Genomic DNA, 23,675 nt, shown 5'->3' on the forward strand with positions numbered 1-23,675 from the left:
GGACTATGGATAGCACGTCACAACATCCCTGGCATGCATTATTGCTGACGCCGCTGACGCCCGAGCAGACCGCCAAGGCGTTGGCTGATGACGATCCGCAATGGGAGCATATCGACAGCCAGATGGTCAAAGTAGGCTCATTGACCCATAGCTCGCTGAATATTGATGATCTTCAGCAGCAGGCGATGGCTCTACTGTCGCAAAAAAGCAAAGACTTCCGGCTGGTGGTGCACCTGCTGCGTACCTTGCAGCACGGCGGCGAACCGAGCGACCTGATGCTGGCGATCTCCTTGCTGACCGCTTACGTGCAGCACTTCTGGACCAGCGCCTGGCCGTTGAATCCGCTGCATAAGCGCCGCTTTGCCCAGCAGATCCTCAAACGCTTTGACAGCGCCAGCGGCAGCTTCAGCCAACGGGCGACGGATGCCCAGCGCCAGGATGTGCAAGGCCTGCTGGCGCATCTGGCCCAGGTCTGGCACAGCGATGAACCGGCGCTGGCGACAGAGGTGGATAGCCTGCGTACCAGCTATGCGCGGTTGCCTACTCGCACCGTTGAACCGGTGATTGAGGAGGAAGAACGCCCGCAGTCTGGTTCGGCATCTGCATCGGCCTCTGCCAGCAGAACGATCAGCCCCAGCCTGAGCATTGATAACTCCAGCGATAAAGCCTGGCGGCAAACGCTGCTGAAAATGGCGGATTTGCTGTGTGAACTACACCCCGACGCCGCCATTGGTTTCCGCCTGCGTCGCCATGCCCTGTGGGGCAGTTTGACCGCGCCACCGATAGCGCAGGCCGATGGGCGCACGCCGCTGGCTGCCTTTTCTGTTGATCGTATGGCCGATTACCTGGGGCGTGTGGCCACTGCGGATCTGGCCCTGTGGCAACAGGTAGAACAGAGCCTGGCGCTGGCACCGTACTGGCTGGATGGCCATGCACTTTCGGCACAGATTGCTATTCGGCTGGGATACGCAGGGGTCGCGCAGGCCATCCGTGATGAACTGATCGCCTTTATCGCGCGGATGCCGGCGTTAACCACCCTCTACTTTACCGATATGACGCCATTCCTCTCCCCTGAATCTGCCAGCTGGTTACAGCAGGATACGGGTGCCAAAGGGGGAGGCAACACTATTGAACAGGATGAAATTTGGCAATGCTATCAACAGCAAGGACTGGAAGCCGCGTTACAAATGATCGATCGGCAATCGCAGCAATCCGAACCCAGGGACCGTTTTTACCTGCAATTGCTCAGCGCCCAGTTGCTGGAAAAAGCGGGGATGACGGCGCTGGCGCAGCAGCATTACCACAACCTGTTGCAGGTGGGGCAGCAAGTGCAGCTAAGCGAATGGGAACCGGCGTTGATCGCCTTGCTAACAGACAAACAACGGCAGCTCAAGCCGTGATAGCCAGGGAAGGAAACAGGAGCGTTAACGCATGAAATTGCCCTCTTTTATTCATTTTGCCCGGCCAGCCATTCCGCGCATCAAAGCCTCGGTGCCGGTGGTGTTGGCGCTGTTGGCCTGTATCGGCCTAATTTGGGTCTGGATTTACGGACCGGAATGGAAGCTGAAGGATTACCAGCCGTTCGAGCCTTTGCTGAGCCGCTGGTTGGTCACCGCGTTGGTGGTGCTGCTGGCGGTTTGCTGGCTGACGCTCAAAATGGTGCGGCGTTTGCAGCAGCTGGAAAAATTGCAGCTACAAGCCAAAACGCAGGTTGACGATCCGATCCTGGCCGATATCGAACAGCAGAACCAGTATCTGGGCGTCTGGAAGCAGCAGCTGCAACGGCGTCTGAATACCCCGGCCTATCTCTATCGCCTGCCTTGGTACATGGTGATTGGCACCCGCAACAGCGGCAAAAGCACCCTGATCAAAGAAGGCTATAAGCTGACCGAAATCGCCAGCCCGGAACTGACCAGCGTGGAAGACGCCGGTGAGCTGCGCGTGCGCTGCTGGCTGGGTGAGCAGGCCGTGCTGATCGATCCTGCGGGTGAGCTGATCGAACAGCCAACGCTGTCCGTGGTGGGCAAAGCGGCGCTCAATAGCCGCCTATGGCAAAGCCTGCTGAACTGGCTGGTTGAACACCGTAAACGCCAGCCGCTGAACGGTCTGATCCTCACCGTCGATCTGCATCAGTTGCTGACGGCGAACAAGGCTCAGCGCGAAAACATGGTTGCCAGCCTCCATCAGCGTTTGCAGGATGTGCGCCAGGCGCTGCACAGCCAATTGCCGCTGTACGTGGTGTTTACCAAACTGGACCTGATGTATGGGTTCGAAGCGATGTACCAGACGCTGGATAAGGCGCAACGCGAAGCGGTGCTGGGGGTGACATTCAGCCTGAACGCCGCCGAGCCGGAGGTGTGGCGCAAAGAGTTGCAGCAGTTCTGGCAGCAATGGGTTGCTCAGTTGAACGGCGCGATGCCAGACATGATGCTCAACGGCGTTGATGCCGGGCAACGTAGCCAGCTGTTCAGCTTTACCCGCCAGATGCAGGGTCTGCAAGAGTATGTGGTGCAACTGCTGGAGGGGATCCTCTACAGCGGCGATCATCAACAGCCGCTGTTACGCGGCATCTACCTGACTTCTGCCCAACAGCGCGGACAGATGGACGACGTGTTTACCCAGTCTGCCGCCGTGCAGTACCACCTTTCGCCGCAGGCCTTCCCAACCTGGCCGGTCGCCGAGACGACCCCGTACTTCACCAAAGAGCTGTTTAATCAGGTGTTGCTGGCGGAACCGAATCTGGCGGGCGAAAACGGCCTGTGGCTGCGTAACGCCAGAAAACGCCTGATGGTGTTCTCCTGCGTGGGAGCCGCGGTGGCGTTGACGCTGTGGGGTTGTTGGCATTACTACTATCAGAGTAATTACCGGGCCGGGCAAGAGGTACTTACCCAGGCCAAAACCTTCCTCTCTATCCCGACGCCGAAGGGTGACGATCGCTATGGCAACCTGCAACTGCCGTTGCTGAACCCGATCCGTGACGCCACGCTGGCTTACGGCAACTACCATGAACGAAACAGCCTGTTGGCAGACATGGGGCTGTATCAAGGCAACAACATCGGCCCTTATGTGGAAAGCACCTATCTGCAACTGTTGCAGCAGCGCTTTGTTCCGGCGTTGATGAGTGGCCTGTTGGAGCAGTTGAATGCCGCACCGCCGGGCAGCGAAGAGAAACTTGAGATCCTGCGTGTAATGCGCATGCTGGAAGACGGCAGTGGCCGTAACGTGGCGCTGGTGGAACAATTTATGGGCGACCGCTGGAGCCAGCAGTTTAACGGCCAGCGCGAACTGCAACAGCAGTTGATGGGCCATCTGGACTATGCGCTCAAGCACACCGATTGGCATGCCGCGCGGGAAAGTGGCGATCAGGTTGCCATCAAGCGCTTTATCCCCTATCGCCAGCCGATCCAGCTGGCACAGCGTGAGTTGAGCAAACTGTCGATTTATCAGCGGGTGTACCAGAACCTGCGCATCAAGGCACAGGATGCGCTGCCTCCGGCCCTGAACCTGCGCGATCAGATCGGTGCCAGCTTTGACGACATCTTTGTCTCCAACAATGATCGCCTGTTGGTGGTGCCGCAGTTCCTGACGCGCAACGGTTTGCAGAACTACTTTACCAAGCAGAATGACCAACTGGTGGATCTGACGGTGATGGATAGTTGGGTGCTGAATCTCAGCAAGAACGTCGAATATAGCGAGGCGGATCGCAAAGAGATCCAGCGGCAGGTGACCGAGCAGTACATCGGTGACTATACCGCCACCTGGCGTGCGGTGATGAATAACCTGTCGGTCGGTGAGTTTGAAGATCTGCCGCAGGCGATCAGCGCCATTGAGCAGGTGATCAGCGGCGAGCAGCCTTTCCGCCGTGCCTTACAAACGCTGAGTGATAACACCCGGCTGCCTGCGGTGCCTGACGCGTTGCAGGGTAAAGAGCGCCAGGAACTGTTGCAAAAATCCGATTACCGGCTGCTGGGCCGCATCAATCGCGAGTTTGCGCCAGAAACCGGCGCGCTGGTGGAGAACGGTGACAAAGGCAGCGTGCTGCAAAGCGTCTACCAAAAACTGACCGAACTGCACCGTTACCTGCTGGCGATCCAAAACTCACCGGCACCGGGTAAAGCGGCCATGAAGGCGGTACAGCTGCGTTTGGATCAAAACAGCAGCGACCCGATCTTCGAAGTTCAGCAGTTGGCGAAAAACCTGCCGGAACCGCTGAACCGCTGGGTAGGGGATTTGGCCGAACAAGCCTGGCGCGTAGTGATGATGGAAGCCATCCAATCGTTGGAAGTCGAGTGGAACGAGACGGTGGTGAAACAGTATCAGACCTACCTGGCAGGCCGTTATCCGTTCGATCCTAAATCGCAGCAGGACGTGCCGTTGAGCGAGTTTGAACGCTTCTTCGGCCCGAAAGGTACCCTGAATACCTTCTACCAGCAGAACCTGAAGCCGTTCGTGGACAACAACCTGAGCAGCGGCAACGACGGGCAACTGCTGATCCGCCCGGATGTGCTGCAACAGCTGGCGCAGGCGCAGAAGATCCGCGAAACCTTCTTCTCGGCACAAAACGGCCTGGGTACCCAGTTCGCCATCGAGCCGGTGGTGCTGAGCGGCAACAAACGCCGCAGCGTGCTGAATCTGGATGGGCAACTGCTGGACTACGCCCATGGCCGCAGCAACATGGTGCATCTGGTTTGGCCTAACTCCATGCGGGCCGGGGTAGAAAGCAAGGTAACGCTGGTACCCGATGAAAACGGCAGATCCCCGCGCAGCATCACCTTCAGTGGCCCTTGGGCACAGCTGCGGTTGATCAACGCCGGTGAGTTGACCAACGTCGGCACCAACTCGTTCGATGTCCGCTTCAAGGTGGACGGCGGCGAGATGACCTACCGCATTCATGTGGATGAGTCCGACAACCCGTTCGCGGGCGGTCTGTTCAGCAGGTTCAGCTTGCCAGACACGCTGTATTAATCGTTGTTATCCCGCCTCTCTGTCGTTACGGGCAGAGAGGCGCTTTAAGGATGAGTCCGCATGAGCGAAGCCTCAGAAAATATCATTATTCAAACCGGTGGCGATCCGCGTCATTGGCCGGAATTCAGCGCCATTCGTGAAGAGATCAACAAGATCAACCACCCGGCAAGGCCAGAGGTCAACTGGCGCCTGATTGAGTCGCTGGCGTTGACGTTGTTCCGCACCAACGGGGTCGATCTGCAAACCACGGTGTATTACGCCCTGGCGCGTACCCAAAAGCACGGCCTGGCCGGGTTTACCGAAAGCTGCGAGCTGTTGGCTGGCATGGTGGTCAGCCAATGGGATCGGCTGTGGCCAGAGCAGCCGCAGGCCCGCTCGGAAATATTGGAGTGGTTCAACGCCCGCGTCGGTAGCCAACTGCGCCAGCATGAGTTTGTGATTGATGACCTGCGCCTGGTGTACCGCGCCGAGCGGGCGCTGCAACTGCTGTGCGACAAGCTACAGCAGGTGGAGCTCAAGCGCGTACCGCGCATTGAAAACCTGCTGTACCTGATGCAGAACACCGCCAAACGGCTGCAAGCCGCCCATGAGGCCGCCAAGCAGCCGCCAGCGCAACCGCTGAAGATGCCGCCGATGGTGTATCTCTCGGTGCCCGATGCGGAGCCAATCCGCACCCTGTTCTCCGGGGAAAAACCGGCGGCGCATGAAGCCCCTCCGGCTTACGAAGAACCTGCGCCGCAGCCAAAAGAACAACCGCTGCCCAAGGTGGAAGTGCGTTTTGCACCGCCACCCCCGGCAGTCCCCAAGGCGGCCAAACGCGCTGCGGCGGCCTGGGGTTTTGGCGGCGGCGTGCTGTGCAGCCTGGTGGTGGCCGGGGCGGCTTACCTGATGCAGGTCAAACCGATGCAGGAGCGATTGGCGGGGCTGGCCGCTACCCCGGACGGTTCGGTGCAGCTCTGGCTGGCCCAACCCACCCTGGACGGCTACGGCCAGCAACTGAGCCAGCTGGAAAACCTTTCTCCACTGGCCGGGTTGCGCACCGCCGATGCCTCGGTGGCGCTGGCCAGCCAGCTGTGGCCGACCGATCCGGAGCAGATTGGCCAAAGCCAGCGTTGGCAACAACTGCTACAGGCGCGGCTCGGCAGCGAGCGGGCAGACAGCAGCTATTTCCAGGTGCAGCAGCGTTTGCAGGCATTGTCGGACAAGTTGCTTGAACAGGAACAAACACGCGGCAGCCTGACGCTTTCCTATCTGAAAACGCAGGTTTATCAGATGCAAAGTGAACTGAATCGTGAAACGCCGCTGGAAGAGTTGCTACGGCAACTGGCGGTGTCGGTGGAACAACAACAACCGGCTTCACCGGTGCTGCTCAAGCAGATAGACGAGCGCTGGAATGCATTGCTCAGTCGTTATCACCAACTAACGCAGCAGGCAGCACCTGCCCGTTAATCTCCAGGAAGGAAAAGATATGTTTGCTGATGATAAGAAAAACGCCCCCAAGGGGGGTGTGCAGCCGAAGAACATTGTGGCCACGGAGACGCCGTCAATAAGCGGCGATCAGGTAGTGGATATGGTGGGGAGCGCGGCTGGCGCTGTAGGCGGCAAGGCGGGCAAGGTAGTATCGCAGGCGGCGGATATTGCCAAAAAGGCAGGGTCGATAGCCTCATCCGTAGGCATCAATCCGAAGAACATGGTCAGCGGCGGTAGCGCTGCGGGCATCGCCTCATCCGCAGGCGTGAAGCCGATGAACTTTGCCAGCGGCGGCAGCGCCACGGCGATGGCGTCCTCGGCAGCCAGTGCCCTGCTGGGCGGCGCTGAAACGAGTGGGTTGCAGTTTACGCTCTCCACGGCGAACCTGCCTCCGCAGACCTTTGTGGTGGTGGATTTCAGCCTGACCGAGACGCTCTCCTCACCGTTCATACTGAACGTGGGCCTGGCCAGTGCCGATCCGTCCATCGATTTTGCTGCGGTGCTGGATGAAGATGCGACGCTGGTGATCAAACGCGAAGGCGTGGTGCAACGCAGCATCACCGGCATGGTGGCGAGCTTTGAACAGGGCGATACCGGCCTGCACCAGACCCGTTACAGCATGGTGATCCGCCCGGCCCTGTGGCGCACCACGCTGCGGCGTAACGCGCGTATTTTCCAGCAGCAGAGCATCGAAAACATCATCACCACCCTGCTGAAAGAGAACGGTATCACCGATTTTGCCTTTGGCCTGCGCAACCCGCACCCGGCCCGTGAGTTCTGCGTGCAGTATCAGGAATCGGATTTTGACTTTATCCAGCGGCTGGCCGCCGAAGAGGGGATGTTCTACTACTTCGAATACCCCGAAGGCAAGAATATCGTGGTGTATACCGATGACGTAGGCACCCTGCCGCTGGGCGCGGTGCTGCCGTATAACCCGGGCGTGGCCGCTCAGGCGCTGGAGCTGTGCGTCACCACCTTCACCCGCAGCGCGCAGGTGCGCACCGCCGTGGTGGAACTGAAGGATTACACCTTTAAAAACCCGCAGTGGTCAGCGGCCTTTAATGAGCAGGCCAGCGAACTGCAAAACCAGCGGCCAGACTACGAACACTTCGACTTCCCCGGGCGCTTCAAAGACGAACAGCACGGCAAGGCCTTTACCCATTACCGCCTAGAGGCCCTGCGCAACGATGCCAACCTGGGGAATGGGCAGAGTAACGACTTTACCCTGCAGCCGGGGCTGCTGTTCACGCTGACTAGCCACCCGCGTGGCGATTTGAACCGGCCGTGGCAACTGTTGAGCATTCAGCACAGCGGCAACCAGCCCCAGGCGCTGGAGCAGGAGTCGGGTGGGCAAGGCACCACGCTGAGCAACCAGTTCGTCTTCCTGCCGCACACCCAAACCTGGCGACCGACGCCGATGCCCAAACCAGCGATGGACGGCCCGCAGATCGCCATGGTGGTGGGTCCAGCCGGGGAAGAAATCTACTGTGATGAGTTCGGTCGTATCCGCCTGCAATTCCTGTGGGACCGCTACGGTAAAAGCAACGACAACAGTTCCTGTTGGATCCGCGTGACCCAGCCGTGGGCCGGGCAGGGCTGGGGGATGTTGGCCATCCCACGTATCGGCCAGGAAGTGGTGGTGGATTTCCTGCATGGGGATCCGGACCAACCGATCGTCACTGGGCGTACCTATCACGCCAACAATATCCCGCCGGGATCGCTGCCTGCCAGCAAGACCCAGATGGCGTTCCGCTCCAAGACCCATAAGGGCGAGGGCTTCAACGAGTTGCGGTTCGAGGATGCCAAGGGGGGCGAGGGGCTGTTTATGCATGCCCAGAAGGATATGAGTACGACGGTTAAAGATAACCAAGATCTAACGGTGGAAATGGGAAACCGAAAGGTCACGGTCGTTACCGGGGATGAAGTTACACATGTGCAACAAGGCAACCTGAAAGAAACAATAAAGCTTAAGCGGATCACCAAAGCTAATACGATTGAGTTTGAGGCAAATGCCGACGGCGGCAGCAAGGGAACTCAGTTGTTAAAAGCATCAGATCAGCTCGATTTACAAGTCGGCGAAAGTAAAATTGTTATGACGACAGAGTCAATAACCTTAAGCTTTGGTGAAGGCAGTAAAATAATAATTAATAGTGGCGGAGTGTCTGTAGAAGGACCCGTTGTCCATTTAAATAAGGATAAATAAAAATGTATCATTTTAATGAAGGGACGATTGATTTACCTAATGAGTGGAAAGATGTCACTATTAATGTGCTCAGTACTTCTAAAGATGATGCTGGCGGATTGAGTTTTACTATTTCCCGGGATACGCCCCCTTGGGGAATGGCATTCAAAGAGTTTGCCGAAAGGGAAATAAAACTGTTGGGTACTCAGCTTAAGAAGTTCAATGAAGTTGAAAGGGTGTTTGATCCTTTAGAGAACTATGAATCGGTTAGCAGTGAATTTACCTGGGATTCTACCCAGGGGAGTATTCACCAATTAATGTTTTTTGTTAATGCTGAGAAGAATGTACTCATTCTTACTGCAACTATGCCAACAGTCTTGTCGGAGAGTCAAAAAGTGTTAATCCTCTCGATGTTAAAAACATTGGTATTAAGAGGTAAATAGCATCGTGGTGTTATTTAGACGTGATTTTAAAGAAAGGGAAAACTTATCATGACGGCTATTATAGGTGCGACGATAGGAGCGGTCAGTGCTACTCAAGGGAGCAGTGCATCGCTTTCTGAGTCAAATACGCCAGCTACCGCAACCAATACACAAATTGCACCGTGGGAAAGAACAACAGAATCGGTGTTAGATTTTGTTGAAAGCCCCGAATACAACTACGGTGTGATGGGGACTTTTGCCTCATTGGCCGTGGTGCAGGGGGCGGTCACAGGGTATGCAGCAGCGGCAAGTGCTGTTGGTGGAGCATGTACTTTATCCACAGGAGCGGCAGCTGTAGGGATTGCGCAGGGGGTTGGTACAGCGCTGGCTCCCCTCGCTGTGGGGATTGCTGCGGGAATCGGTGGATTTAAGGTAGGTGAGTGGGCAGTACATGGTATTGCCGACATGGCCGGTATCAAGCGAGTTGCTACTGAAGGTGAGGCTCCTGCCAGGGTTGGCGATGACATAGCTCATCAAAGGTCGAGTTGGGGGGTTATTGGGGCCATTGCTGGAGTTATCGCCGGTGTTGCAGTGGTTGCTGCAATAGGCATCTTGACTGGAGGTGTAGGGCTTGTTGTCATGGGGTCTGCATTTTTGGGTTCTTTAGCAACCGTCGGGGCTGCAGCAGCAGTTGGCGGTATTATTGCGGGGGTGGGTAATGCTCTGGGCCAATACGGTGATAAGAAAGGGGAGATTATGCAGGGATCTCCCAATGTTATGTTCAATGGTAAAGGGGTAGCCCGAGCTGGCGATATTATCCAATGCTCTGATCATACGTGGAGTCCGCCACCAGTAATTGCACAAGGCGCTAAAACGGTTTTTGCCAATGGGAAGCCTATTGCACGGTTAGGGCACAAAACCAGTTGCGATGGGAATATAAACTCGGGCAGCGGGAATATTGTGGAAACGCAACAAACAGGGGAGGATGTCGCGGAAATAAAAGACAGCAGAAATATATTTCTGAGAGTGACCTCGGCAGTTGTTAACACAGTCTTTGTTGTCATGGGGTTAAAGTCATCGGTTGGTGGGATAAGAAATAGTTTTAAACAGTTGAGCAGTGTAGGAGAACCTGTAGATATCGTTACCGGGGATTTCTTACAGCAATGGCCCGTTATTGAACTCCCAGGGATAATGCCTCTAAAGTTGAACCGCACGTACCGCTCAACAGAAGGTTTTATCATTAATGGTTCATTGGGGACCAAATGGGCAAGTAGTTGGTCACAGCATCTGGATATACACTCTGAAAGCATTGATTATCTTGATGAGGAAGGGGTTGTCCTCACATATCATACGCCTGAGAATGATGTCTATGCGGTTAATTTACGGCAGCCTAACTATATACTCTCTGGTGACAGACTCGGCGAGTTGGTACTTTTTGACCGTCAAACCCAACGGAAGTTTATTTTTGAGTATTGTGAGGGAAATAAACGACTTTTAAACAGAATTGAAGATGGGAAAGGCAACTGGATACATTTCTCCTACCATGAGAATGCCTTGCATGCTATTGAACATAGCGCGGGTTATAGTCTGCAAGTTGAAACGGAAGAGAAGAAAATAGCCTCAGTCACGTTAGTGACCCATGAGTTTAGACAAGTGTTACTGACTTGCAAGTACAATTCTCAAGGGCACCTTGTTGACTGCCATAGCTTCCAATTTGGCAGGCTTTATCATGATTATAATGATAAAGGCTTCATGGAGCACTGGAGAGATACCGATCTCACTCAGGCCTACATCGCCTATGATGATAAGGGTCGTGTAACGTCGACTAGCACAACGCAAGGTTATTATGGCGATCAGTTTATTTATGATGACCTGAATAATCATAATATCTATATTGATGCCGAAGGCGGTAAAACACACTATTATTATAATGAAATGGCCTTGGTGACGAAGGTTGTCGATCCATTAGGTGAGGTAACCTCATCTGAATGGGATCTGACTCGACTCACGCGTACGACGGATGAATTAGGTCGGGTGACATCTTATCAATATAATGCGCTGGGTGATCTATTAGAGGTTACACTACACGATGATTCGTCAATCCATTATAAGTATAACGCTAATGGTCAGATAACCGAGGTTTCTAAAAAAGACGATCAAGAATGGCATTATCAATATGATGATGCCGGGTTACTTCGCAAGGTATTATATCCAGCAGGTCTGGCAATCGAATATCGTTATGATAGCCACGGCAATGTAGTCATGGAAAAACACTCTACGGGTCGAGAATGGCGTTATAGATATGGCCCGTATGGACAACTCTCAGAAATTGTTGAACCAGGTAATATTGCAAAACGTTGTCATTTCGATGTGCTTGGTCGTTTATTGAGTGTTGAGGATGCCTTTGGTCAACAGACTGTTTATTTGCATAGTATAGAACATGCCAGACCCGGCCAAAGTTTCACTGAAGTGGTTTACCCCGACAACACCAGGCAGCAGATCCGTTATGACAGTGAGCGACGGATCCAGAAGCAGACAGATGGTGAAGGTAAAGAAACTACGTATCAATACGGTGCTTTTGACCTGCTGTTAGCTCAACAGCGGTCAGATGGAAAGACGATATCATATCATTATGACCGTTTGACCCGACTGACGGGTTTGACGAATGCCAGTGGTGAATCCTATCGTCTGATACGTGATGCCAAGGGGCGGGTCATAGAAGAGCAAGATTTTACCGGGCGTTGTCAGCACTATGTTTATGATGCTGTGGGACGATTGTCGAGAAAGCAGAGTGGCCAACAGATTGCGACTTATCGCTATTCGCTCAGTGACCAACTGATTCAACAGCAACACTGGCTGGTGGAAGAAAACGTTTCGACGTTAGAGGAGTGTATTAATTTTACTTATGACCAAAAAGGTCAATTAGTCTCGGCAGTTAATAATTCTGCCACAGTGGTGTTTGATTATAACGAACACGGAGAGTTGGTCGGTGAGCGGATCAACGGGCGTGAAATCACGTATCAACGTGATGCGGATACCGGACAGGTTATTAATCAGAACCTGGGTAGTACCAACCTTAACCTGAGCTATGACGCAGAGACTGGTCGGTTAGAAAAGGTGCAGTTAAATCGACATGAACCTCTAAGTTTTGAGTATGACCCCCTTGGTCGTGAAAAAGCGCGTCATAGCGCATGTGGATTTGTGTTCGCGCAAAACTACACCAAGAATGGTTTGTTGTTTAGCCAGGCAGCAGGGCGGAACTCGGCATTGTTTAAGAGCCAGCCCGGGCTATATAACTCGCAAGAGGCGCTAGTCGGTAGCGCAGTCAACCGCCACTATGAGTATGACAAGGCTTTCAATATTACTGGGATAAGTGACAGCCAGTGGGGAGAAATGCGTTACCACTATAATGCGAACGATCAGATCGTCCAGGCTGATTTGTTAGGCATCTACCAAGAGAGTGCACGTTTTGAGTATGATGAAAACTTAAACCTGAACCTTCAGCAGTCTTTTTCTCCTGCATCAGACGCAATCCGGAGTAGGGAGAATACTCTTGTTCAGTTCCAGGAAGGAGGTCGTGTTGTTGATTCTGGTCGTTGCCGTTACCGTTATAATGCTCAAGGACAATTGATCGAGAAAAATGAACACCGGGATGGTTTTAGGCCGTTAATCTGGAAATATCGCTGGAATGGTCAGGGACAATTGATCGAACTGTTGACCCCAGAGCGGAGGCAGTGGCGATATGCTTATGACGCTTTTGGTCGGCGCATTCGCAAGTTTGAGGTTATCTCCGGAGCTAATGCATTACGGGCACCGTTGGCACCGCAAGAAGTTGAAGTGGGAGACGTTACCCAGCCAGAAGATAAACGGATAGTGGGCTACGACTATTTCTGGCGCGGGGAACAAATGGTCGAGGAAATTCCTCTGTATGCCGATGGAACCCCAGCGACTGAAGGCGGAATTCAATGGTTATATCAACCTGGCGCAGTGAGTCCTTTTGCTCGCTATGAACAGGAAAAACTGCACTATGTAGTGAGTGACCATCTGGGAACCGCCAGAGAGTTGTTCAACGAACAAGGTAAAGCAGTGTGGTTGGCCCGAAACAAGACATGGGGCCGATGCCATCTTTGGGCTTTAGCGGCCAATGATGATGACCGTCCAAGCTGTCAGTGGCGTTTCCCTGGACAATATGAAGATAGCGAATCGGGTTTACACTACAATCGATTTAGGTATTATGATCCACAGACTGCACAGTATATCAGTTCGGACCCGATAGGGCTGGCGGGGGGACTGAATCCGTATGGGTATGTGCATAACCCGGTGATGTGGATCGATCCACTTGGGTTGGTTCCAAATTGTCCTCCAGTGACAATAGATTTAACTAAAGACGGCGTTCAGCATGTAAAAGATAGACATGTTGGTAACAAAGAAGGTTGGGAACATAAAAGTAAGTGGACTCTTAGTAATGGCGAATGGAAAAGTACCGTACGAGATGTTTTCAGAAACCCAGATAGAGTAATTAAAGATGGCGACCGGTTCATTTATGAAAAAGTATATAACAATAAAACAATAGGCGTAACACCTAGTGGTGAATCTTTAAATAAAGTTAGGGTTGTTGTTGAGTCTAATGGTGATTTGGTTACATCCTTCCCTCAAGGGGTATTTAGAGATGTAAAGTCAACAGATGTTATTATGTTAACGAGGTAAGTTATGGGATTGGATTTCCATGTTGTCTTTGTAGATGATGAGAAAAATCATTTCATCATGAGTGAACTACTACATTCTTCTATCTTTAATTCATCTACAAGGTGGAGTAGTTGTAAACAATTAAAAAAAATAAATGATTATTATAAATCGGATGTTTTATTGAAAAACAAGGATGCAATTCTATTTGTTAATGACCTTGTGGATATAAGTAATAGAATTGACTCTAATAAAGATGAGCTAAAAAAAATACTTGATATTCTTCGCAGTAATGAGGTTAGAACAATTAGAGTAACTGGGGATTAGTGGAGGAAAGAGAGGAGTAACCTTCATGGATTTTCTTCTCTTCTTCTTTTGTTACATTAATATATTATCCGGTTGCACCTGAATCACCACCTTGCCGGGCCTCATGCTGATCGCCAGCGGTTGCCCGGTCAGGCCGTAGTACGTCAGCCAGTCTCCTACCAGATACAGCTCGCTGTTATCCCGTACCCAGTCCGCGCCGATATGGGATGCTATGATGCTTCAATCAGCCTGTATTTTCATTACTAATTGATTTCAAATAATTTTGTGCAGATAAAATTATCACGGAAGAGCGGTAGCATATGAACTACTATGCAAAATCCTTGACCCATTACAACCCAAATAGGTAGTACGACCCAGAGGTAGGCCAGTTTACGCAACAGGACCCGATAGGGCTGGCGGGGGGGATGAACCTGTATGCCTACGTCAAAAATCCGTTGGGATGGATAGATCCGCTGGGGTTGGCAGGGTGTAGTTTAACAAAAGTTAATGCACCTGATCATGATTATCTCTTGAGATTAAAACGCTCGGAATATCCACAAACCTTCGGGCACATAGATGATGCAATAGGGAATGGACATCCTAATATGGTTACAATCCAACGAGCGTCAGCAAAATCTAATCGCAAGCTAAGTCTGAAAGGCGTTAAGACTAAAACTGGATCAGACCGGGATGAATGGCCAATGGCTATGTTTAAGGAAGGTGGAGATGGAGCAAGTATAAGATATATTAACCCTAGCGACAATAGAGGGGCTGGTTCAAGTATAGGTAATATATTATCAGACTTGCCTGATGGTACTAGAATAAAAATAGAGGTTGTCAATGGATTCTAAATATAGACAAGTAGTCGATCTGCTTATATCTCATAGCCAGATTCAAATTCGTTCTAGGTCATTTAATGAGGGGTTATGTCAGTGGGGAAAAGTAAATTTAGAACAAGGCGCTATTATTCATAAGGATTATGTGATTTTTGATCCTTTGCCAGACGATGCTTTTGGTGCAAATGTTCATCTTATTTTAACCAACGAATTTGAGTTGGATGAAAACTCTCAGCGTTGTATAGTAGTTCCTTTTTATATTGAAAATAAGAATGATGTAGAGGTGGCTTCGGCGTCAGAGAAGTTTAAAGTAGAACTAAACTTTGAGAATAACTTGTACTCTCTATATTATGAAGTGTGTGAAGGTGATGAAATATTTTATAAACTAACCTTTGTCCCTTCTAAAGAGCCAATAAAACCGATGTATTTATTAGATGATTCTTGGGGGGGGCAAAAAAATAAAGCTCTTTTAATAGGGATGGTTTAAAAAAACCGGAAAGATCTAAGAAGGTCTTTCCGGTTTTTTATTTTCGCTACGCCAATATATTATCTTGTTGTACCTTAATAACCACCTTACCGGGCATCACGCTGATCGCCAGCGGTTGCCCGGTAAGGCCGCACTGCGTCAGCCAGTCCCCTGCCAGATACAGTTCACCGTTATCCCGTATCCAGTCCATGCCAATATGAGGATGAGCATCCACCTCTAATAATAATCGCTTAATCTCTCTCTCATCAGAAACTAGTGTTATTACCAGTCCATCCCGATACGGTTCTATCTTAAATACCGCACCCGCCACAAACCCCGCTTTGGTAATATCCTCACCATCAATAATCAGCTCAGGAATAAACCCGCCCGTGGTTGTCTGTATAATAGTGCTTCCGTTCATACATTGCCCTCCGCCTGAATAATCAATCTTCCCTGTTCAATATTTACCGTGACCGGCTGGCCGGTTAAAAACCCCAGTTCTTCCAGCCAATAGCCCTTGATAAGCAGTTGTGGCGCGGGCTTCTTGATACCTCGGTTGGGCGAATAGCCCACGGTGTAGCGGCGTGTTGTCTTGGGTGCTTTATTTACGGTGGTGCCTGACTTAGAATCGTGCTTAGCCATAATCAACTCCTTAATAGTTGCTTGTGGTGAGCGGCGGTAGTGGGGTGCAACCCATTGCCGCCGCGCTATTTTAACGTTGTCTCACACTCTTCTTAACGGCCTTCTCTACGTTGACTTTAGTCACAAAACTGTCAATGACCATAATCAGCGCTCTCTGCTCTTCATCCGGCAAGGCATCGGCCTGATGCCAGAGTTCGTGTAACTCGGCGTTGCGGATCTTCACATCCTTGCTGGCATCTACCCGACCAACCAGCTCATCAAGCGAAACCTGCAAGACGTCGGCCAGCTTAAGCAGCGTATCCAGCTGTGGTGAGATGTGCCCACGCTCCCAGCGGTTATAGGCTCTGGGCTGGACGTCAATCATCTCGGCCAGGCGTGTCTGGGTCAGTCCTCTGGCTTCTCTCAGGGCCTTCAGGCGTTCGGAAAATACGGACATATCAAGACCTGTCATCAGGAAATCAATAGCTGTCATTGTATGCCCCCTTTTTTAACTGCCTGTTGTAATGTGCTAATAATGTGATTATTATATATCACATAAATGTCCATTGACAAGGTTTTAAAGGAGCGACGTGATGGCCCGTATCCCCGAAGCAGAACTGCAACACCTGAAAGCCGCTGTCTCCCTGGTTGCCGTGGTACGGGCACAAGGTCGGCAGGTGTTCAAGAAGGGCAAGAACTTTACGGTGCTGTGCCCGTTCCACGACGAGAAAACCCCGTCCTGTGTGCTGTCGCCGGGCAAGAATCTTTACCACTGCTTCGGCTGCGATGCGGGCGGCTCGGTGCTGGACTGGGTGATGTACACCGAGCGGCTGAGTCTGCGCAAGGCGGTGGAGCGGCTGCGCGGTGAGCTGGGCGAAAACCCGGTTGTGGCCCCCCTGGTCGCCCAGGACGAGCCGGAGATCCTGGAAGAGGACGAGGCGGGCCGCCAGGCGCTGCTTAACCGGGTCGTGGAGTTTTACCATCACACCTTGCTGAATGCCCCGGAGGCGGTGGCCTATCTGGAGAAACGTCGCCTCAACCATGCTGAGTTAGTCGCGCAGTTCCGGCTGGGCTTCGCCAACCGCACGTTGGCCTACCGTCTGCCGATCAAGCAGGTGCAGGCCGGGGCGAAGATCCGCGCCCGACTCAAGGCGGCGGGGATCATGCGTGAAACCGGTCACGAGCACTTTACCGGATCGTTGGTGGTGCCGGTGATCGATCTGAACGGGCAGATCCGTGAGATGTACGGGCGTAAAATCACGTCTGGGCTACGCAGTGGAACGCCGTTACATCTGTATCTGCCGGGGGCGCATGGCGGGGTGTGGAACGAAGCGGCGTTGCAGGCAAGCCAAGTGGTTATCCTGTGCGAATCGCTGATCGACGCCATGAGCTTCTGGGTGGCCGGTCACCGCAATGTCACGGCGGCTTACGGGGTGAACGGCTTCACAACGGCCCATGTGCAAGCGCTGCAACAGTACGGCACCAAACAGGTGTTGATCGCCTTCGATAACGACGCGGCGGGTAATGAAGCGGCGGTGAAACTGGCGGCCCGGCTTGCCGGGCTGGGGGTTGAGACGTTCCGGGTCGTGTTCCCGGCGGGCATGGATGCCAATGGTTACCTGTGCCAGGTGGCCGAGCCGGACATGGCGTTCCGGTTGCTGATCGAGTCGGCGGAGCCGATGGGGGAGCCTGTGCAGGCCGTTGAGGTGGCAAAGTTGGCAACACATCAGCACCAGACCGTGCCGGAGTCGGAAACCGCCTCTTCTTTAGCTGCTGCCCCTGCCGAACCGGGCGTGGTGGTGGAAACCTCGCCCAGTGGTGAACTGGAGATCGGCTTGCCGGGGCAGCAATGGCGCATCCGTGGGCTGGCGCAGGTGAAGGCCGGATCGGCGGTGATGAAAATCAATGCGCAGGTGATCGACACGGCCAGCGGCGTGATGTTCGCGGACAGCGTGGACATGATGAGCGCCCGCAGCCGGGCGGGCTATGCCCGGATGGCTGCGGCTGAACTGGGGTTGGCCGAGGGCGACCTCAAGCGTTCGCTGGGGCGGGTGCTGTTGGTGCTGGAGCGGCAGAGCGAACCGGAGCCGGAGAGCGCTGGGCCGGAGCTGGATGAGGCCCAAAGGGCGGATGCGCTGGCGTTGCTGCAAGATCCGGATCTGATCGGGCGTATCACCGCCGATCTGGCGGCCTGCGGGGTGGTGGGCGAGTCGAGCAATCTGGTGGCGGGTTACCTGGCTGCGGTGAGTCGTAAACTGGATCGGCCCCTGGCGGTGTTGATCCAGTCGTCCAGTGCGGCGGGCAAGTCGTCGCTGATGGACGCGGTGCTGAACCTGATCCCACCGGAGGAACGGCTGCAATACTCGGCCATGACCGGACAAAGCCTGTATTACCTGGGTGAAACCAATCTCCAGCACAAGATCCTGGCGATAGCGGAAGAGGAAGGCGTACGGCAGGCGGCGTATGCGCTCAAGCTGTTGCAGTCGGAGGGTGAACTGACCATCGCCAGTACCGGCAAGGAAGAGGCGACGGGGAACCTGGTCACCAAACAATATACCGTGAAAGGGCCGGTGATGCTGATGTTGACCACCACGGCGATCGATGTCGACGAGGAGTTGTTAAACCGCTGTCTGGTGCTGACGGTGAACGAGTCCCGCGAACAGACCGAGGCGATCCATGCCCGGCAGCGCTACGCCCAGACGCTGGAAGGCCTGTTGGCCGAGAGCGAAAAAGGCTACCTCACCGCGTTACACCAGAATGCTCAACGGCTGTTAAGGCCGCTGAACGTGGTCAATCCGTTCGCCTCGCAACTCACGTTCATGAGCGATAAAACGCGCACCCGGCGCGACCATATGAAATACCTCACCCTGATCCAATCGATAGCGCTGCTGCACCAGTACCAGCGGGAGGTGAAGCGGGTCGAACACCGGGGCCAGGTGATCGAATACCTCGAGGTGACGCGGGAGGACATCGCGCTGGCGAATCGGTTGGCGCATGAGATCCTGGGGCGCACCCTGGACGAGATGCCGCCGCAGACGCGCAAGCTGTTGCTGCTGATACAGGGCATGGTGGCGCAGCTGGCGCTGGCGCAGAACAAGCAACCGGGCGAGGTGCGGTTCACGCGGCGGGATATCCGCAACGCCACAAACTGGAGTGACAGCCAGCTCAAACTGCACTGTCAGCGGCTCAGTGACATGGAGTACCTGTTGATCCACGGCGGTAGCCGGGGCCACCTGTTGCAGTATGAACTGCTGTGGGACGGGCAGACGCCAGACGATGCGCACCTGTGTGGACTGATCGATGTGCCGGAAGCGGCTAAAAAAGAGGAATATGACGCACGCAAGTCTGGGTCAGTGAATGGTAAGTCGGGGTCAAGTCTGGCCCAGGTCGAGGCCAAGTCTGGGAAGGTGAAAACCGCTCAGGCCAAGCCGGGCAAGGGGTTGCCGGTGGCAAGTCGCGGCAAGGCCAAAAACACGGTTCCGATGAAAGAAAAGAATACGCATCGTAATCATAACGCCAACCGCATCCGCGATAGCCCGTCAGGGGCTGACATCTGATCGCTCATTGCTACGAAGCTCTGGACTACGATATCCGCAAGTCTGGGTCTGTAGCGAGTAAGTCGAGGTCAAGTCTGCCCCAGGTCCGGGCTAGGTCTGGGGTGGAAAAACCCGCTCAGGCCATGCTGGACAAGGGCTTACGGGGTGCAAGTCGAACCTGTGCCATAAATGCTGTTCCAGCCCGAAATATGTCCCCGATACCGTAATCATAGCCCCTTCAACACCACAACCTATCCCGGCAAGGAGCGCCCGCCATGAAGCCCCCTTCAGCACTGACCACGTTACGCCAACACACCACTCTGTATCTGGCCCATCTGGAAGCTGGCGGTTATAGCCCGCGCACCCTGGAGGGTTACCAGGAACGGCTGTTGCCGTTCGTGACCTGGTGCGAGCAGCGCGGGATGATGACCGCGCCGCAGGTGAGCCTGGTGGTGCTGGAAGGTTACCAGCGTTATCTGCGTAGCTACCGCAAGGCGGACGGCAAACCGTTGGCACAGAGCGGACAACTGAACCGGCTCTCGGCCATCAAAATGCTGTTGCGCTGGTTGTTGAAACGGCACCATATCCTGTACAGCCCGGCGGAGCAGCTGACGCTGCCGAAGACCGAGAAACGGCTACCGGCGCAGGTGCTGAGTGAAGAAGAGATGGAGGCGGTACTGGCGGCGCAGGATGATGAGACGCTGCTGGGGCTGCGTAATCGCGCGCTACTGGAAATGCTGTGGAGCACCGGGCTACGGCGGATGGAGCTGGCCAACCTGCTGTTGGCAGACATCGACGCCGGGCGGGGCGTGTTGGTAGTGCGGCAGGGCAAGGGGCGGAAAGATCGGGTGGTGCCGGTAGGCTATCGGGCGCTGGCCTGGGTGCAGCGCTATCTGAATACGGTACGGCCACAGCTGACGCAGCGGCATGACAGCGGCCACCTGTTCGTGACGGTGAAGGGAGTCGGGTTGAAACGTGCCACGCTGACAGAGATAGCAGGCCGGGCGATCCGGGTGGATGCCCAGTTAAACAAGGTGGGAGCCTGCCACCTGTTCAGGCACGCAATGGCGACGCAGATGCTGGAGAACGGCGCGGATACGCGACATATCCAGGCGATCCTGGGTCATGAGAAGCTGGAGACGACGCAGGTGTATACACGGGTGGCGATAGGCCAACTGAAAGCGGTACATGAGCGGACGCATCCGGCGGAACGCGAGGTGCAGCCAAGAAAGGGCAAGCAGTCGGACAGCCAGGAGCCGAGCTGAAACCCGGCATCGTCGGATAGCCTGCCCGCTGCCGGTGAGATCGGCGGGCGGTGCCCCAGGCAGCCGCTCGCCCTCCCTGGCTCCCGCCTGCCTGTTCTGGCATCGGTGTGTGCGGGGGTAAATGGCCGCGCACCGGGGGGAGACTGCGGTGTCCTCTGCATGTTGGGTTCCCGGCTTGCGTCCATTAAACATAATGCGGGGGGATTATACGTAGTGCGCCGCCCGCCACTGATATCCTACCTTAGCCGCTGAGTGTGGCTTACAACGTATAATCCGCATTATGTCGTGCGCCCCCGCAGTCGGCATCCTGGCCCGGTGTGGCGCGCCGCTCGTAAACTCCCGCCGCTGTTGGCCTCGGTGCTCACCTGGGCGACGGGGTGTGCCGCCATCCCTGGCGGGGTGAGTGCGGTGTCGTGTGCCAAGGTCAACGGCCAAGGGGAGGTCGGCCAAAGGCCTCCGCTGAAAGCGTTGATACCCGCCCAGCGCAATCTGGCTACGCCGGGTCGTGCCCTGCGGTGAAGAAGCAGGTCACTCCTTACCGTCTCGCCAGCTCACGCTCCCCACCCTGGTACGGTGTGGTCATGCAAGCCTTGCCTCCCCCTCAATCTCCGTGCATCAGAGCGCCGCAGAACGTCGCTTGCGGGTTCTCTGCCACCCGCGCCCGCAATCCGGCCCCGTCACCCCGGCGGTGGGGCTGCCGGAGTGCCGTGGCCGGAGCCGGAACACCCAGCGTTACGCAGTAACGAAACGGTTAATGACGGTGGTCACAAAAGCAGGTGCAGACAAAACAAGGGGTTAACGGAGGCCAGGACTGGCGCTATACTGCGTTCAGGTGAAAAAACGCACGTCGGGGCCGTTGGGTTACGGGTGTGTTAAAAATGTGAATGCTGCTCTTTAAAAAGCGAGGGATAACGCGGGTTGCCGCGTGTTAAAAAGTACGATGGCGTCGGGATCGTTCCTATGACCCGATAGGGCTGGCGGGGGGGCTGAACTTGTATGCCTATGTCACAAACCCACTGACCTATGTTGATCCTCTTGGATTAACTGCTTGTAGTATAAGTGCGGGTAAAAACTTTAAAGATCACTTTATTCGGCATAAAGATATTCTTGAAAAATACCTCGGTAAGAAATATCCAAAATGGAAAACTAGTGAAGGTGCTGAGTTCCTTAAGGATATTGAAATGCTTCGAGATAGTGGGAAGCTAACTCATGTTGGGCAGGGGACGATTAAAAAAGGCCAACCAGTTATGGAGATATATAGAGGTGAAGGTATGACTTATGTATCTAAAAAACTGCCTAATGGTACGGAAGAGTTTGTAACTCTTATCGAGTCAGGTAAGGGAATGGACCTCGGAATTGTTTTGTTACCGTAGAGGATTAATCATGGAAAGTTTTATTAATTACCTCACTCAAGAAACGCTGAATGACGTTATTGTTACCGGCTATATTGATTATGAGGAATTACCTGTTTTTCATCCTATGTATGAAAGATTGTTTTTTGTCTTTAGTGATCTTACTTATGAAGTGTATTTAGATGACGGATTGATTAAAGTAAATAGAGTCAATGAAATAAATGTATGGTTTGATGTTGACGAAGATGATAAATTTTCATTAATGTCAATATACTCTCAGTTATTTAAAACTGAAAATGAAATAAGCGTGTCAAAAGTTAGTTATGAACAAACACCTCTTTCGGGTATGTCTATTACATACCAGGAAGGTGATATTGAAAGAGTGCTGACATTAGATCCTAATAACTTTTTTGGCTTTACTTTCTTATAAACCAAGCCCGGAATGATCCCATAAAGGTCCTTCCGGGCTTTTATCAATGGCTACGTCAGCATATTACTCTGTTGTACTTGAATAACCACCTTGCCAGGCATCACGCTAATAACCCGCGGTTGCCCGGTAAGGCCACACTGCGTTAGCCAATCCCCCGCCAGATACAGCTCACCGTTATCCCTTATCCAGTCCACACCGATATGAGGGTGAGCATCCACCGCCAATAATAACCGCTCAACCTCTCCCTCATTAGAGACTGACGTTATTACCAGTCCATCCCGATACGGTTCTATCTTAAATACAGTCCCCACCACAAATCCCGCCCTGGTAATATCCTCGCCATCGATAATCAGCTCAGGAATAATCCCGCCCGTGGTTGTCTGTATAATAGTGCTTCCGTTCATACATTCCCCTCCACCTGAATAATCAATCTTCCCTGTTCAATATTTACCTTGACCGGCTGGCCGGTTAAAAAGCCCAGTTCTTCCAGCCAATAACCCTTGATAAGCAGCTGTGGCGCGGGCTTCTTGATGCCTCGGTTGGGCGAATAGCCCACAGTGTAATGACGTGTTGTTTTGAGGGCTTTATTTACGGTGGCGCCTGACTTAGAATCGTGCTTAGCCATAATCAACTCCTGCTTAGTTGCTTGTGGTGAGCGGCTACTACGGGGTGCAACCCGTAGTAGCCGCGCTATTTTCTATTCTTCCAGCGTCTTACCAATCACCATGTCTAACATCTCTGAGACAAATTTTTGCTTTGCTTTGGGTAACTGACTAATCACTTCAATCTGCTGTTCTAGCCGCGAAGTCGGGCCTCGTTTGTTGAGTCGCCGTATCGTTGGCAAACCTAAAAGCTCGTCTAACGACAGGTTCAATATCTGAGACAACGTAGGTAGCAGTGCTGCGGACACCTTGAGTCGCCCACCTTCGTAATGAGCCATCGTCTGCTGTGCAATTCCTAGCTGTTCGGCCAGTTGCTGTTGCGTGAGTTGTTGCTCTTTGCGTGCCACAGCAATTCGCGCTCCAAGCTCTTTGAAAAACAGTTCGTCTTTTGTATTCATGGCTTCTTGCTGTCGTTGATTCAATGTAGCCATGAGGATAACCCCTGTTTTTTACCTACCTGAAAACAATAATCCAATATG

19 protein-coding genes and 2 pseudogenes are annotated in these 23,675 nt (G+C 53.4%); 14 read left to right on the plus strand and 7 right to left on the minus strand.

Annotation, left to right across the window (positions count from 1 at the left end; translation table 11 throughout):
- Positions 1 to 5: 5 nt before the first annotated feature.
- From tssA to KAJ71_RS16100, 7 genes are all read left to right on the plus strand, one after another.
- Complete coding sequence (tssA, locus tag KAJ71_RS16070) at positions 6 to 1,400, plus strand: type VI secretion system protein TssA (RefSeq protein WP_248946653.1); 1,395 nt, start codon at positions 6 to 8, stop codon at positions 1,398 to 1,400.
- 31 nt (positions 1,401 to 1,431) lie between these two features.
- A complete protein-coding gene (gene tssM, locus KAJ71_RS16075; RefSeq protein ID WP_248946654.1) occupies positions 1,432 to 4,965 on the plus strand; it encodes a type VI secretion system membrane subunit TssM in 3,534 nt (1,177 codons plus the stop codon).
- A 60-nt stretch (positions 4,966 to 5,025) separates the two neighbouring features.
- A complete protein-coding gene (locus KAJ71_RS16080) occupies positions 5,026 to 6,414 on the plus strand; it encodes a VasL domain-containing protein (RefSeq protein WP_248946655.1) in 1,389 nt (462 codons plus the stop codon).
- A gap of 328 nt (positions 6,415 to 6,742) precedes the next feature.
- Entirely contained in the window at positions 6,743 to 8,638 is a 1,896-nt protein-coding gene (locus tag KAJ71_RS16085; protein WP_375540741.1) for a type VI secretion system Vgr family protein, read from the plus strand.
- Between the two features lie 2 nt (positions 8,639 to 8,640).
- Positions 8,641 to 9,060, plus strand: coding sequence for a DcrB-related protein (locus tag KAJ71_RS16090; protein WP_248946657.1), 420 nt, complete (start codon positions 8,641 to 8,643; stop codon positions 9,058 to 9,060).
- Positions 9,061 to 9,108: 48 nt separating this feature from the next.
- On the plus strand, positions 9,109 to 13,746 hold the full coding sequence (locus KAJ71_RS16095) for an RHS repeat-associated core domain-containing protein (RefSeq protein ID WP_283106797.1): 4,638 nt from the start codon (positions 9,109 to 9,111) through the stop codon (positions 13,744 to 13,746).
- A 3-nt stretch (positions 13,747 to 13,749) separates the two neighbouring features.
- A complete protein-coding gene (locus KAJ71_RS16100; RefSeq protein WP_248946658.1) occupies positions 13,750 to 14,049 on the plus strand; it encodes a hypothetical protein in 300 nt (99 codons plus the stop codon).
- A 51-nt stretch (positions 14,050 to 14,100) separates the two neighbouring features.
- Here KAJ71_RS16100 and KAJ71_RS16105 read toward each other — a convergent pair whose 3' ends face one another.
- A complete protein-coding gene (locus KAJ71_RS16105) occupies positions 14,101 to 14,265 on the minus strand; it encodes a SymE family type I addiction module toxin (protein WP_311295022.1) in 165 nt (54 codons plus the stop codon).
- 131 nt (positions 14,266 to 14,396) lie between these two features.
- On the opposite strand from KAJ71_RS16105, the pseudogene KAJ71_RS23665 reads away from it, so the two are divergent.
- Positions 14,397 to 14,879, plus strand: a pseudogene (locus tag KAJ71_RS23665) (RHS repeat-associated core domain-containing protein); the annotation flags it as partial.
- Entirely contained in the window at positions 14,869 to 15,351 is a 483-nt protein-coding gene (gene comJ, locus KAJ71_RS16120; protein WP_248946659.1) for a competence protein ComJ, read from the plus strand. The pseudogene KAJ71_RS23665 and the gene comJ, both read left to right, overlap by 11 nt.
- A gap of 46 nt (positions 15,352 to 15,397) precedes the next feature.
- Here the strand turns inward: comJ and KAJ71_RS16125 are convergent, their stop codons facing one another.
- The 3 genes from KAJ71_RS16125 to KAJ71_RS16135 form a co-directional block, all read right to left on the minus strand.
- Entirely contained in the window at positions 15,398 to 15,751 is a 354-nt protein-coding gene (locus KAJ71_RS16125) for a SymE family type I addiction module toxin (protein ID WP_248946660.1), read from the minus strand.
- The gene (locus KAJ71_RS16130) at positions 15,748 to 15,972 is read right to left on the minus strand and encodes a SymE family type I addiction module toxin (protein ID WP_248946661.1); all 225 of its coding nucleotides are present in this window, start codon (positions 15,970 to 15,972) and stop codon (positions 15,748 to 15,750) included. Before KAJ71_RS16130 ends, KAJ71_RS16125 begins: the two co-directional genes overlap by 4 nt.
- Positions 15,973 to 16,042: 70 nt before the next feature.
- Positions 16,043 to 16,444 carry a helix-turn-helix domain-containing protein gene (locus KAJ71_RS16135; protein WP_248946662.1) on the minus strand — a complete coding sequence of 134 codons (402 nt, stop codon included), beginning with the start codon at positions 16,442 to 16,444 and terminating at the stop codon, positions 16,043 to 16,045.
- 100 nt (positions 16,445 to 16,544) lie between these two features.
- Between KAJ71_RS16135 and KAJ71_RS16140 the strand changes: the two genes are divergently transcribed.
- The 5 genes and pseudogenes from KAJ71_RS16140 to KAJ71_RS16160 all read left to right on the plus strand — a co-directional run bounded on the left by KAJ71_RS16140 (position 16,545) and on the right by KAJ71_RS16160 (position 22,534).
- Entirely contained in the window at positions 16,545 to 19,508 is a 2,964-nt protein-coding gene (locus tag KAJ71_RS16140) for a CHC2 zinc finger domain-containing protein (RefSeq protein WP_248946663.1), read from the plus strand.
- A 254-nt stretch (positions 19,509 to 19,762) separates the two neighbouring features.
- Positions 19,763 to 20,752: a site-specific tyrosine recombinase XerC gene (xerC, locus tag KAJ71_RS16145; protein ID WP_248946664.1), complete on the plus strand. Its 990-nt coding sequence runs from the start codon at positions 19,763 to 19,765 to the stop codon at positions 20,750 to 20,752.
- A gap of 285 nt (positions 20,753 to 21,037) precedes the next feature.
- Complete coding sequence (locus KAJ71_RS16150; RefSeq protein WP_248946665.1) at positions 21,038 to 21,271, plus strand: hypothetical protein; 234 nt, start codon at positions 21,038 to 21,040, stop codon at positions 21,269 to 21,271.
- A gap of 443 nt (positions 21,272 to 21,714) precedes the next feature.
- Positions 21,715 to 21,807: pseudogene (locus tag KAJ71_RS23670) on the plus strand (RHS repeat-associated core domain-containing protein); the annotation flags it as partial.
- Between the two features lie 328 nt (positions 21,808 to 22,135).
- Positions 22,136 to 22,534 (plus strand): hypothetical protein, encoded by a 399-nt coding sequence (locus KAJ71_RS16160; protein ID WP_248946667.1) that lies wholly within the window; start codon positions 22,136 to 22,138, stop codon positions 22,532 to 22,534.
- Between the two features lie 50 nt (positions 22,535 to 22,584).
- Here the strand turns inward: KAJ71_RS16160 and KAJ71_RS16165 are convergent, their stop codons facing one another.
- The 3 genes from KAJ71_RS16165 to KAJ71_RS16175 form a co-directional block, all read right to left on the minus strand.
- On the minus strand, positions 22,585 to 22,938 hold the full coding sequence (locus tag KAJ71_RS16165; RefSeq protein WP_248946668.1) for a SymE family type I addiction module toxin: 354 nt from the start codon (positions 22,936 to 22,938) through the stop codon (positions 22,585 to 22,587).
- Positions 22,935 to 23,159 (minus strand): SymE family type I addiction module toxin, encoded by a 225-nt coding sequence (locus tag KAJ71_RS16170; protein ID WP_248946669.1) that lies wholly within the window; start codon positions 23,157 to 23,159, stop codon positions 22,935 to 22,937. The genes KAJ71_RS16165 and KAJ71_RS16170 overlap by 4 nt, the downstream gene beginning before the upstream one ends.
- Before the next feature lie 72 nt (positions 23,160 to 23,231).
- Positions 23,232 to 23,627 (minus strand): helix-turn-helix domain-containing protein, encoded by a 396-nt coding sequence (locus KAJ71_RS16175; protein ID WP_248946670.1) that lies wholly within the window; start codon positions 23,625 to 23,627, stop codon positions 23,232 to 23,234.
- Positions 23,628 to 23,675: the final 48 nt, after the last annotated feature.

This window comes from Serratia silvae (assembly GCF_023282985.1).
GTDB classification, from domain to species: Bacteria; Pseudomonadota; Gammaproteobacteria; order Enterobacterales; family Enterobacteriaceae; genus Chania; species Chania silvae.